The organism is Moraxella sp. VT-16-12 (genome assembly GCF_002224245.2).
In the GTDB taxonomy this organism is placed as follows: domain Bacteria; phylum Pseudomonadota; class Gammaproteobacteria; order Pseudomonadales; family Moraxellaceae; genus Moraxella.
This window is the reverse complement of sequence record NZ_NKHK02000004.1, coordinates 142,844-156,397: the sequence shown is the minus strand read 5'-3', so window position 1 is coordinate 156,397 and position 13,554 is coordinate 142,844. Positions and strand designations below refer to the sequence as shown.

Here is a 13,554-nt window from a genome sequence, read left to right as displayed (position 1 = left end):
ATTTTCAAATTGGTGGGGGATTTTTAAAGACGGATTTGTCCTTGTCCAAACACCACCCATTTTTGCGAAGTTAAGCCATGCAGTCCCACAGGACCACGAGCGTGAATCTTATCAGTAGAAATGCCAATCTCCGCTCCTAACCCATACTCAAAGCCATCAGCAAAACGGCTAGACGCATTTATCATCACCGAACTAGAATCCACTTCACGGATAAAACGTTGGGCATGAGCATAGTTGTTGGTGATAATCACGTCAGTGTGATGACTGCCATAATGGTTAATGTGGCTGATGGCTTCGTCCAAATCGCTGACCACTTTGACCGCCAAAATGGGAGCAAGATACTCTGCATACCAGTCGTCTTCGCAAGCTGGCTCTATATTAAGATGTTGATTTTCTAGTATTTTTTGCGAAATATCGCACACTTTAAACACCATGGTGTCATCTTTGTCATGCATCGCTTTGGTAATGGCAGGCAAGGCAGTATCAGCAATGCCTTGATGTACGAGCAAAGTCTCCATGACATTACAGGGTGAATAACGAGACGTTTTGGCATTGGTGCAAACTTTTATCGCCATATCAAGCTGAGCAAAACTGTCCACATAGGTGTGGCAATTACCATCTAAATGCTTGATGACAGGCACACGAGCGTTATTGGCAATACGCTCAATCAACCCACGCCCACCCCTAGGAATCACTACATCCACCACGCCTGTCATACCAATCAAAGCATCCACAGCATCACGGTCAGTAGTCGCAAGCACCTGCACCGCTTCGGTAGGTAGCCCCGCACGAGACAGACCCAAATGCACGCAGCCTGCAAGGGCGTGGTTGGAATGAAACGCTTCTGAGCCACCACGCAAAATGATGGCATTGCCTGATTTGATGGCAAGGCTGCCCGCTTCTAAGGTAACATTGGGACGGCTTTCATAAATCATCGCAATCACCCCAAGTGGCACTCGCATTTTGCCAAGCTGTATCCCGCTTGGGCGATAGGTCAGCTCAGTTATCTCACCAATGGGGTCAGCCAGACCAATCACGTCATCTAGCGAGCTTAATATGCCATCAAACACTTTATCATTGATAACAAGGCGGTCAATGAGTGCACTAGCAATGCCTTTTTGTTTGGCGTTTTGCACATCTTTGGCGTTGGCGGATAAAATCTCATCTTTATGAGCGATGAGCTCATCTTTGATATAAGATAGGGCTTGGTTTTTGGTGGCGGTATCAGCACGAGCCAATAGGGCAGATGCTTGTTTGGCAGATTGTCCCACTTGGGTCATATAGGCAGCAAGGTCAGCAGTCATGGATTTTCCTTATCATAAATCAGCTAATATAAAAGGCTTGGGGTTAAATTGCAAGTACTTTTAAAATACATAAGCCACCCACCACTATTCAAAATATATTGGTTTTGTTATACTAATTTGCCAACCAAGGAGTTTTTATGCTTAAAAAAATCGCCACAATCGCCCTTTTATTGCCTTTAACATTTGCCACTGCTCATGCCAAATCCACCCCCACCGCCCAAGAACAAAAAATCTTTACAGGCTGTTCACTACTGAGCTATTTGTCTTATCAGGCGATGACAAATTATCAAAACGGACTGAGCCAAAGCCAAAACAACACACAGCTTAACCAACAGTTTGCACAAACCTTTAACCAAACCTTTGGGCAAGGCAGTAGTGATAAACTCATTGGTCGCACCTTGCAGGTGGTCTATGAACAGCCCAAAGGCAACACCAACCAAGAAAAAGAAGATTTATCAAAAACATTCGCTCTTGGGACATTACAAGGCTGTGCCGATGAGACAGGGCTGGATTTAAATAAATTTAACTGACATCAAAATCCATAAAATACAAAAACACGTTTGTTATTTTACTGGCGACAAACGTGTGATGTTTGTAGTGAGTTATGCATAAATCAGCTTTTTATCTTTTAAACCCCTAAGCAAGTCGCTGATTTTTTCTGTATCTAGCACGTCTTTGGCACGAGTACACGCCACATACAAAAGACGCAGCTCTTCGGGGCTGATTTTGACGCTTTGGCGGTTAATGTCGTACAAAAAATCATCATCTATTTGCACCCTACCCCATTCTAGCCCTTTGGCTTTGTGGGCAGTAGAAACTACATAATCGGCGGTTTGTTCGTCTGCCAGATGACCGATGGCATTGACCATGGTTTGTGTGCCATACTCATCAATGAGCCTGACCCACGTTTTTAGGTCGCTCCCATCGCTTGACTCACTAAACTCCTTGACATCATGCCAATCATTAAAAAACGCCAACTCAGCCACGCCATAAGCGGATTTGCCTTGTTGCAGGCTTTGTGCTCCTTGACAAAACTTCATCATGCGATTGGTATCCGCTTGCAAAGCCACTTTATGCCCCAGTCTTTGTCCTGCCAACAGCTTTGCCATGGCACTGGCATTGGTGCGACACAAAATGGCGTCCTTTTGGTCGGTGGCGGACAGCTTTTTGATGGCAGATGACTGATTGGGATTGCCCCTTAAAGGAATGGTTTCTTGTAGGGCGGTCAAAAACACATTGGCAACATCAGCAATCTCATCACCAAAACGAAAAGACTGCGTGAGCAAAGTGGCAGGATAAGGCAGTTTTTTCATGGCATTGGTCGCTCCACGCCACTCATAAATCTGCTGATGAGCATCGCCGACATAGATGGTTTGTTTGTCTTGTTTTAATAACGTTCCCATCATCAAAGGGTCAGCATCTTGGGCTTCATCAAACAAAATAAAATCCGCAGGAATGATGGGATTTGACAGCGTCCAAAGTTTTAAATAGACATCATGACCAATGCCGCCTTGATGACGGGGGTCAATGGACTGTTGCCAGCGATATTCAAACGCAGGATACAACAGCTCTTGCAGACGTAATTTATCATTATCAGACAGCCAAGATGGCGGTGTGATGTGGCGTGGGGCAGGATAGCTGCTTGATGTTTTACAAAAAGTGGTGATGGCATCACTTATCATACTGGCAAGTTTTGATGGGCTCAGTATCACAGGCTTTTTTATGCCGTCCATGACACGCTCCACCTGCAAGGGAGCAAGTTTTAACTCTTGGGCAAGTTTGGCAGGTGGCGTGCGTGGCAAGCTGACCTTGGCGGTGATGTTTCTTGGCACATGACGAAAGGCAAGCGAATGAAAGGTTTGGCATTTGACGTTTGCAGGAAACTTACCTTGGGCGTCTGTGGCGATGGCTTTGTTAAATGCCAAATACAGCCCTTGCCCACGCATATTTTGGCTGATGAGTTTGAGCGTACTGGTTTTGCCCGCCCCAGCATACGCCACGATTTTAAAGGACTGCCCCGTCAAAGCCATGTCTAAGGCGGACAGTTGTTCATCAGTTGGTGTGTGGGTGTGTTGGGTCATGGCATTTATAAGCAAAAGGGATATTATAGCAAAATTTTAGCAGGAAGTTTGATGACCCTATTTTTATGCTTACAATCAGCCCACTTAAAACAAAGCTCCCTCATTGCCCAAATTTTATCAGTTTGCAATCTTTTTTATGAATGGATTATAATGGGGTTTTACCGTCATTCACTCATTGGAGAAAGATATGGGCATGGTTGCGATATTGCATGGCGTTAAACCCAAGTTTTTGGAAGAATGCCTGACAAATGATGAAACGGTTCACACACTAGAAGCTGATTTTTCAGGTCAAAACCCCGATTGTTTGGATTTGGATAAATCATGGGGCGGGCTAACTTATTTGCTTGGTGGCAATGAAACAGGGTTTTCATCTGACGAGCCGACCAGTCAAGCCATCACCAACCAACAAGTCATCAACGAAGAAGACATTCTTGGGTACACGCCTGCTTTTTATTTAACTTGTGAGCAGGTCGCCCAAATCGCCAACGCACTAGGTGAGCTGTCGCACGACACCCTAAAATCACGCTACCACCCCAATGCCATGACAGACATTTATCCGTGTGGATGGAGTGATGATGATATTGAGTATTTGCTTGGTTATTTTGATGAATTACGCCAATTTTATCAAACACAAAGTCAAAAAGGTCATGCCATCATCAGTTATATTTTTTAAACAAACCACCATTTAAAAAACCCAAATCCTAAAATTTGGGTTTGCTCATCATTTATTGTGGGTCGTCTTGATAACTATAATAATTTGACCCCAAATCAAACACATTGATGCGATTTTTTTGCTTGGCAGATTGCTCATCCAAAATGTCAGGGAATTTTTGATGCACGGTGCTGTCATACGCCACCAAACTTTTATAATCCGCCCTAAAATCATCAGGGTTTGCCATCACCCACATGCGATTATAAATATCAGCACGAGCCGACAAATTAAACAGCACCCCTTTAAAGGTAAAATAATAATGCTGAGCCAAGAGCTTGATACGCCCATCTTCTAGCCGTCTGGCGATGTGATAGGGCTTTAACTCCTGTGGGTGCGTTACGCCCACCGCCCCCAAAATGCCAGCAAGTGCTTTTAGGGTATTTTTGTGAAAATTATACACACGCTGTGCTTTGTCAGGCACGTGCAGAGCCTTTTGGCGGTATGGGTCTTGGGTGGCAACACCAGTGGGGCATTTGTTGGTATGGCAAGAGCGAGATTGGATACAGCCCACCGCAAACATAAAGCCACGAGCCGAATTACAAAAGTCTGCCCCCAGCGACAACATACGAGCGATGTCAAAAGCGGTGATGAGCTTGCCACTGACTCCGATTTTAATCTTATCTCGGATGGCCGCCCCTACCAACGTATTATGCACCAATAAAAAGCCGTCCAAAAGTGGCATACCCACATTGTCCATAAACTCCACAGGAGCTGCCCCTGTACCGCCTTCTGCCCCATCTACCACGATAAAATCAGGATAATCATCTTCTTCTAACATGGCTTTGACAATCGCCATAAACTCCCAAGGCTGACCGATACACAGCTTAAACCCAACTGGTTTGCCACCTGATAACTCACGCAACTGTTGCCAAAACTTCACAAGCTCACGGGGCGTGCTAAACGCTGAATGTGAAGCAGGCGAGATACAATCCACGTCCATCGGAATGTCTCTGGTGTCAGCGATTTCTTGGGTGATTTTCTCTTTGGGCAGTACGCCGCCTTTACCGGGTTTTGCCCCTTGTGAAAGTTTGATTTCAATCATCTTGACCTGTGGGTCTTTGGCACGTTCGGCAAACTTTTGTGGGTTAAATGTGCCATCATCACTGCGACAGCCAAAATAGCCCGTACCTAGCTCCCAAATCAAATCGCCACCGTGTTTTTTGTGATAAGGGCTAATCGCCCCTTCGCCAGTATCATGAGCAAAACCACCAAGTTTTGCTCCTTTGTTTAAAGCTTCAATGGCAGCGGCCGACAAACTGCCAAAACTCATCGCTGAGATATTAAACACCGACATAGAATAAGGCTGCTGACATTTGTCGTTACCCACCATGATACGAAAATTGGTTTCTTTTAAAGGATAAGAGATGGCGGATTGTAAAAACCATTCTTTGCCTGACTGGTGTAAATCTTCAAGCGTCCCAAAAGCACTGGTATCGCTGACGTTTTTGGCTCTTTGATAGACCAACGCACGTTTTTGGCGAGAAAATGGCACTGCCACTTGGTCATCTTCAATAAAATACTGACGAATCTCTGGGCGAAAATTTTCTAAAATATAACGAATATGCCCTGACAAAGGGTAGTTACGCAGTACCGCATGGCGTTTTTGTGCCATGTCATACACACCTAGGGCGACCGACAACGCCCCAATGACAATCAGCCACCACACCATCAAATACACACCCAGCACAAGCACCAAAATCGCCAGCCCAAACACGCTATAACGCAATAAAAAGCCAACAAAATATGACTCGCCACCTGTATCATGTGGATTTTTTGGAGAAATGGAAGTTGCCATAAGTACTTGTAACTATATATGAAAAACTTTTATTTTATCATGATTCATCATAAATACTCTTTTATTTATTCTATATCATTATTAAAAAAATCAATAAAAACAAAAAAGCAGGGGGTTAGCCTGCTTTTATCATCAAAAACAAAAACTATAATGACACCTTAGAATTAAACTTCATCAATCTGTCATATCGCCCACTTAACAGCTCATTTTTGCCAAGCATTTCAAGCTCGCCAAGTTGGTTTTGGAGCAAAGTTTTTAGGTTGTTCATCACCACATCAGGCTCAATGTGTCCGCCCGCTCCTTCGTCCACTACCTCATCAATCAAACCCAGCTCGTATAAATTGGCGGCAGAGAGTTTGAGTGCTTCGGACGCATCGGCGGCTTTTTCGGCAGTTTTCCACAAAATAGATGCACAGCCCTCAGGCGAGATGACCGAATAAATGCTGTTTTGGAGCATATTGACTTTATCCGCCACCCCGATGGCTAACGCCCCACCTGAGCCACCTTCACCGATGACCGTGGCAATGATGGGCGTGTTTAGACTAGAAAAGACAGCGATGGATTTGGCGATGGCTTCGGCCTGCCCACGCTCTTCTGCTCCCACCCCCGGATATGCCCCCGGTGTGTCAATAAAGGTCAAGACAGGCAGCCCAAACCGCTCTGCCATCTGTACCAAACGCATGACTTTGCGATAACCTTCTGGGCTTGCCATACCAAAGTTATGAGCAATCCGCTCACGAGTAGAACGTCCACGATGCTGACCGACCACCATCACAGGCTTACCATCAAAACGTGCCAACCCACCCAAAATGGCATGGTCATCAGCAAAAGCACGGTCGCCATGCAACTCATCAAACTCAGTAAATAAACCTGCCACATAGTCCGAAAACAAAGGGCGGTCAGCATGGCGAGCAAGTTTTACGCTTTCCCATACAGGGGTTGATTGACTCATAGGGCTTCCTTTATGATTTTGATAAAACCCATCAATGATGATGGGCGAAAAATTACATATGTAAACTTAGGTAGTTTAACACATTTTTATGTGTTTGGGAAATTTTAACAACCACCCTTTATCACACCACCGTCAGCTTAACCCCCCATTTGGCAAACTGTGCAATGTCATTACTTAGCTCGCTTTTTATCAGCTCTTTGTGCAGACCATCACCGATACTGATTTGCCAGTGGTCTGTATTTTTATTTAAAATGGATAAATAAATCGGTGCCGATTTGATGGTGCGAGAATGATTGGCAGTTACTGCAAGGCGTAAAATCAAACACAAATACACAAGTTTACGACCGCCCAAGGCAAGGGCAGCTTCTAGGTTTTCAACTCTTAATTTACGGCGATGATTTAAAGCAATTTGAGCCATGCTCGCCTGCCCTGTCTGAGCAAAGCCTGCAATGTCGGAAAATTCAAGCAAATAAGCACTGTGCTTTTGGTAGTTACTGTGCCCCACCGCCAAGCCAATCTCATGCAGATTGGACGCTCGGCGAAGCAAATCTTTGTCTTCATCACTCAAAGCCAGCACATCACGCACCGCATCAAACAGCCGTCCGCACGTTGCCATCACTCGCCCCGCCTGCTTAAAGTCCACCGAATACCGTCCTGCCAAAGCAGATACAGAGCGGTCTCGCACATCTTCGTTGCCAAGCCGTCCTAGCATGTCATACATCACGCCTTCACGCAACGCCCCATCTGAATAATACAGCTCTGTGATACCAAAGCTCTGCATGATGGCAAGCAGTTCTGCCACTCCCGCAGGAAATACCGCTTGGCGATGCGCTTTTACCCCATCAAAAGTGATATGATCAACATGACCTAATTTGAGCAAATGATTTTTAAGTTTTATCATGCCATCAATGGTGATGACATCTTTGGCAAAGCCAAGCTCTTGTAGCACCAGTTTACATGCTTTGGCAGTGCCTGATGAAGCAATGGCGTTATCCCAGCCAACTTTTTTGTAACGCTTGGCAATGGTCAAAAGCTCCACTTCGGTGGCGGTTTTGGCATTATCAAAGGCTTTTTGGGTGATTTTACCATCAGCAAAAAACTTTTTGGTAAAAGACACACAGCCCATTTGCAAACTTTCCATTTCAATGGGTTCAAAGCCTTGACCGATAATAAACTCGGTGCTGCCACCACCAATATCAATCACCAAACGTTTGTCGGTACTGGCATTAGAATGCGACACCCCCAAATAAATCAGTCGTGCTTCTTCACGCCCTGCAATAATTTCAATCGGCTTGGGTAAAAAAGCATTGGCTCGTGTGATAAACGCTTCGGCATTGACCGCTTTTCTTAGGGCGTTGGTTGCCACAATACGCAAGCGATTTGGAGCAATCTCACTGATGTGGGGTAAAAATCTTTGCAAACAGTCCAATCCACGCTGAATGGCTTCTTCGGATAACACATTATTTTCATCAAGCCCTGCGGCAAGTTGTACTTTTTCAGAAATGCTGGCAATACGGCGAACTTCACCATGGTCCAGTCGAGCAATCGCCAAATGAAAACTGTTTGAGCCTAAGTCTATCGCCCCAAGTAGCTCATCACGAGACAGCCCTGTGTCGTGAATGGATTTGGCAATTTGTTCGTGGCGGGCAGTCGTATCAATCATGACAGGTTTCATAACATCTCTCAAAATAAATAAGCTAATTTAAAATAAAACAAAGTAATTAACAAGAAACTTTGTGTAATGGTTGGTTATTTGCTGTGGCAAACTGTTTGGTATGGGTAACGCCAAATTGACAAGTAAAAAATGACCGTTTCAAGCATTGTTAATTGGTAAAAGTGTATATTGCTCAACTGGCAGCACTTACCTTGACACTCAAGCTCTAGCATTGGCAAATACCTTAATGAACTATGATTGACACTCGCCAAAGTCAGTATTTGCCAATAAGTTTGCCATGTCATCAGCGACCACCGCTTTAAACTGCTGGCCATCTGCCAAAGTCAGTCGCCAAGCGTGCAAGCACAGCCGTTTAATGCCTTTTTGGGTCGCCAAAGTCGCCTGTTTTTCACTTTGGTATTTGTCATCACCAAGCAAAGCGTGTCCAATACTTGCCATGTGGACACGGATTTGGTGGGTGCGTCCTGTTTTTGGACTTGCCTTGATGAGACTGACCGCCATGCCATCTATATTAAAATTTGCCAAAACTGCTATCAGCGTTTGGCTAGGCTTACCATCTTTATCCACTTTGACACGGCGTTCGCCACCAGCTAGGGTGTATTTGAGTAGCGGTTTATCAATAAGTTGATTACACTTAACTGTACCATGCACCACGCACAGATAGTCTTTGGTGATGGTTTTTTGGCGAAACTGTTCTTGCAAATCTTTGAGTATGCTACGCTTTTTGGCAATCAGTAGCAAACCCGAAGTATCTTTGTCAATACGATGAACAAGCTCCAAATACTTTTTGCCAGTGGCAGCTCTTAACGCTTCTATCACCCCAAAGCTCTCGCCACTACCGCCATGCACCGCCAAGCCCTGTGGTTTGTTTAGCACCATCAAACCTTCATCTTCAAAAATAATCCTATCTAGCAGCCCACGAGCAAACTCATCAGAAATGACAGGTTTATCACGCACGGACAGCCTGACAGGTGCGATACGCAGCACATCGCCTAGATTTAGACGGTCATGGGGCTTACAGCGTTTTTTGTTGATACGAATTTGCCCATCTCGAATAAGTTTGTACACATGTGAGCGTGGCAAGCCTTTTAGGTAAGTCAGCAAAAAGTTATCCACTCGCTGACCGTCCTGATGGGCAGTGATGGTAACAAAATTCACTTTGGAAAAATCATCAATCACATCATCAACGCAGCGTGGCATGGTTGCAGATTTGGGGGATTTTTTTTGCATATTTGTAAAATTTTAATAGGAAAATTTGGGCAAATCTGATATAGTTTAACACGTTGCTCATCAAAAGTGATAATTTTGCCAAAAATGGCGTGTTTTTGAGAAATACTCATAATATTTGTGTATTTGATATATTTTATTTATCACAAGCAATCCATAACTTTTTATTTTTTGCACATCAAGGTGCGTAAGAACTGACCTAACCACCCACAAAAGCACAAGACAAACACTGCTTTTGTAGAAACTTGGTGGTAAAGTACATCGGTGCAAGCGATGATGACAGATTTTGAAGACGGTATTTTAACCATTTTATGATAGGTGTTGAACTGATTTGGTGATTTTTGTCAAATGGGTTTTAATGTAGATATTTTGTGCCAAGACGGTGCAAGATTTAATTTGACACGATTAAATAAATTAAATTTAACATAAAAACCCAACCATTTGTCTAATAGGCAACGCCCCATCTTACTGCCTTGATGTGCCTTTATTATTTAAGGAACATCATGAAACGCATTTTAATTAACGCCACCCACAACGAAGAGATTCGTGTGGCATTATGCAAAGACAGCCACCTTTACGATTTTGACTTGGAAAATCGCACGCGTGAACAAAAAAAAGCCAATATTTACAAAGGTCATATCACCCGTGTTGAGCCATCGCTAGAAGCGGTATTTGTGGAATATGGCTCGGTACGCCAAGGCTTTTTGCCTTTGCGTGAGATTGCCCCAGAATACCTAAATAGCAATGTTCGCTCTGACAATATTCGTGAACTCATCAAAGAAGGCGATGAGGTCATCATCCAAATAGAAAAAGAAGAGCGTGGCAACAAAGGAGCGGCGGTTTCTACTTATCTCTCTTTGGCAGGACGCTATCTTGTGCTGATGCCAAACAATTCAAAAGGTGGTGGCATCAGTCGCCAAATCTCTGGCAAAGTGCGTGAAGAGATGAAACAAATCATCGCCAGTTTATCCATTCCAAAAGGCATGAGCGTGATTGTTCGCACCGCAGGGATTGGTAAAGGCTTTGAAGACCTACAAAATGACTTAAATCATCTGCTTGATATTTGGTCATCTATTCAAGAACAAAACCGCACTCGCCCAAGTCCCTGCCTTGTTCACCAAGAAGCTGGCGTGGTTACTCGTGCGGTGCGTGATTATTTGCGTGATGACATTGGCGAAGTTTGGATTGACAGCGAACACGCCTATAATGAAGCGGCTCATTTTATCGCTTCTGTCATGCCCAATCAAATGAGCAAGCTGCGTAAATATACCGATTATGAGCCATTATTTAGCCGTTTTGGCATTGAGCGTCAGATTGAAACTGCTTATCAGCGCGAAGTACGTCTGCCATCAGGTGGCTCTATCGTCATTGACCAAACCGAAGCGATGGTCGCCATTGACATCAACTCCGCCAAATCCACCAAAGGCTCAGATGTCGCCGAAACGGCTTATCATACCAATTTAGAAGCGGCTGATGAGATTGCTCGTCAGTTGCGTTTGCGTGATATGGGCGGGCTGATTGTCATTGATTTTATTGATATGAATGACCCCCGCCACCAAAAAGACGTAGAAAAACGCCTGATTGATGCCACCAGATATGACCGTGCCAGAGTGCAGTTTGCTGAGATTAGCAAATTTGGGCTGATGGAGATGAGTCGCCAACGTCTGCGTCCATCATTAGATGAAGCCACAGGTTATATTTGCCCACGCTGTCATGGTAATGGCATGATACGAGATTTACGCTCACTTGCCCTATCCATCATGCGTCAGATTGAACAAATCGCCCTAAAAGAGCGTATGGGTGAGATTCAAGCCGAAGTGCCCACCGAGATTGCCGCATTTTTACTCAACGAAAAACGTGAAAGTTTGGTGTATTTGGAGCAAGACAGTGGTGTAAGAATCACCGTTTTACCGCACGCACACCTTGAAAGCCCCAATTTTAGCTTACATTTTAATCCTGATGGCTTTGCACCATCTAGCTATGAGCGGATTGTGGATGTTGAAGAACGTGAAAGTGGCGATTTGGGTTATGACACCAATTGGCACACCAAAGTGGACGAAACCACAGGTGAGAACCGTTGGCAAAAAGCCCAAAGCAACAAACAAAAACAAACCGACAAACCACAAACCAAAGACACCCCAAAAAGCGATGTCAAGCCCCAAGCCGTGGCGTGGCTGTCCAATTTGTTTGCCCCAAAACCCCAAGCCAAACTTGCTCACAGCCTAAATACCAGTGATGTGGCAGCGGCGATTGAATCCATCGTAAATGATGGTGCAGTTAGCCTAGGAGCAGCAGGGCAACTGGCAGAACGCCCTAGCGATGATGAAAAAAAACCCAGACCCAAAAAGGTTTTTGTAAAAAAAGAGCCTGAAAAAGCTGAGACAAAAACCGACAAAACTGAGCCAAAAAGCGAAAAAAGACCCAAAAAAGACAATGACTACCCAAGACGAGAGACGGGCTCACATCGTCCACCCCGCAGTGAAATGGTGCGTGGTGAAACCTTAAAAGCGGACAATAAGAACGAAAAACCCATCAAAAAAGAGCATTCTGTCCATCTTGACAGTCAAAAAATCAGCGATAAAGCAGATGAAAAAGCCCCAGTTCAACGCAAAGAAAAACCCGCTCGTAAGACAGCTAACCCCAAAGATGTGGTCATTCATATCGGTCATCACACACAGAGCGTCCCACCCAAAGAGACCATTCATCTGTCGTTAGATAACAGCAAAGGCACACCATCAAAAGCAGATGACACTGCCAAAGTAGCCACAAATGAAACAGCCACTCACGCAAAAACAACTGATAACACAGCGACAAGCCAGCAAGTCCACAATCCAGAACCTGCTGACATCAGCAATCCGCCAAGTGTTCATGTTAATAAAACAGCTGACACACCAACTGTTAGCTCCGCTGATGACACGACAGCTGCGGACAAAGCACAAAACCAAAATGGCGAAAATTTAAATAAAACCATCGCCAGTGAGCCATCAGATACGGCAAACCAAGACAAATCCACCCACCCCACACGTGCAATCAACGACCCACGTGTGGTCATGGTGTCCCAAAAACGCCCCGCCATCACAGGCAGTGCAGAAGCGTTTATCGTAAGTATGCTGGGTGAATATCAGGGCGACTTTGTGGCAAGTTTCTTAAAGGCGATGAACCTATGGCAACAGCCCGTTTTTGACTTTACCAACTATGGCTATGAGCCACTCGCCGCAGACTACCTGCTGACATTTACCAGTAGCATCACGCCCAGTGGTCAGTACCAAACCCCGCAAGGCAAAACTCATGTTGCCCCACCTGTTGCATTGATGCGTGCTAAAAACGACCCTCGTGGACAGCTTGTTACGCCCACACCACAAGAGACGGCAGATGACACAAACGAGACCTTGCCTGACACCCATGTTGGCGATGATGTGAATGATGACACTCATCCTCTTATCACTGACGCCAACACAAATGCACTGGGTGATAATACCGCCAAAGAGCCTGTTGTGGATACCACCACAGAGACTGCTGATGTGTCTGATGATACAGGCGACAAGCCAGATGACAAAAAACGCTTAAACAGCTATAAAGATATGATTGAAAGCGTGTCAGGTCAGCTATTGCCACAGGTTGGGATTTTAAATTTAGTGGCAGCCAAAAAGAAGGTTACCAAACCCAAAACTCCAAAAAATCCTGTCAAAAAAACCTCCAAAGCCGCCCAAAAAGCAGAAGTCGTCAAACGGGTTAAGACAGATGAAACGCCCAGCGATAATCCACCTGATGACGCTCAGTCCTAACAAAAAAACCGCTCAATATTGGG

General features: G+C 44.8%; 9 protein-coding genes. 3 read left to right on the top strand and 6 right to left on the bottom strand.

The genetic code is table 11. The features are described from left to right. Window positions 1–23 precede the first annotated feature (23 nt). Entirely contained in the window at window positions 24–1,304 is a 1,281-nt protein-coding gene (locus CEW93_RS05035; protein ID WP_089541043.1) for a glutamate-5-semialdehyde dehydrogenase, read from the bottom strand. Between the two features lie 137 nt (window positions 1,305–1,441). Here CEW93_RS05035 and CEW93_RS05030 point away from each other — a divergent pair, with 137 nt between their 5' ends. Next, window positions 1,442–1,834, top strand: coding sequence for a hypothetical protein (locus tag CEW93_RS05030; RefSeq protein WP_089541044.1), 393 nt, complete (start codon window positions 1,442–1,444; stop codon window positions 1,832–1,834). Window positions 1,835–1,906: 72 nt separating this feature from the next. Here CEW93_RS05030 and CEW93_RS05025 read toward each other — a convergent pair whose 3' ends face one another. Then, window positions 1,907–3,385 (bottom strand): UvrD-helicase domain-containing protein, encoded by a 1,479-nt coding sequence (locus CEW93_RS05025; RefSeq protein WP_089541045.1) that lies wholly within the window; start codon window positions 3,383–3,385, stop codon window positions 1,907–1,909. 187 nt (window positions 3,386–3,572) lie between these two features. Between CEW93_RS05025 and CEW93_RS05020 the strand changes: the two genes are divergently transcribed. Beyond that, window positions 3,573–4,058 carry a YfbM family protein gene (locus CEW93_RS05020; protein WP_089541046.1) on the top strand — a complete coding sequence of 162 codons (486 nt, stop codon included), beginning with the start codon at window positions 3,573–3,575 and terminating at the stop codon, window positions 4,056–4,058. Window positions 4,059–4,110: 52 nt separating this feature from the next. Here CEW93_RS05020 and CEW93_RS05015 read toward each other — a convergent pair whose 3' ends face one another. The 4 genes from CEW93_RS05015 to CEW93_RS05000 form a co-directional block, all read right to left on the bottom strand. Next, entirely contained in the window at window positions 4,111–5,892 is a 1,782-nt protein-coding gene (locus CEW93_RS05015; RefSeq protein WP_089541047.1) for an FMN-binding glutamate synthase family protein, read from the bottom strand. A 145-nt stretch (window positions 5,893–6,037) separates the two neighbouring features. Further along, window positions 6,038–6,844 (bottom strand): acetyl-CoA carboxylase carboxyltransferase subunit alpha, encoded by an 807-nt coding sequence (locus CEW93_RS05010; protein WP_089541048.1) that lies wholly within the window; start codon window positions 6,842–6,844, stop codon window positions 6,038–6,040. Window positions 6,845–6,965: 121 nt separating this feature from the next. Further along, on the bottom strand, window positions 6,966–8,507 hold the full coding sequence (locus CEW93_RS05005; RefSeq protein ID WP_370511938.1) for an exopolyphosphatase: 1,542 nt from the start codon (window positions 8,505–8,507) through the stop codon (window positions 6,966–6,968). Window positions 8,508–8,750: 243 nt separating this feature from the next. Next, complete coding sequence (locus CEW93_RS05000; protein ID WP_089541050.1) at window positions 8,751–9,749, bottom strand: RluA family pseudouridine synthase; 999 nt, start codon at window positions 9,747–9,749, stop codon at window positions 8,751–8,753. A gap of 500 nt (window positions 9,750–10,249) precedes the next feature. Between CEW93_RS05000 and CEW93_RS04995 the strand changes: the two genes are divergently transcribed. Then, complete coding sequence (locus CEW93_RS04995; protein WP_089541051.1) at window positions 10,250–13,531, top strand: Rne/Rng family ribonuclease; 3,282 nt, start codon at window positions 10,250–10,252, stop codon at window positions 13,529–13,531. The last annotated feature ends 23 nt before the right edge of the window (window positions 13,532–13,554 follow it).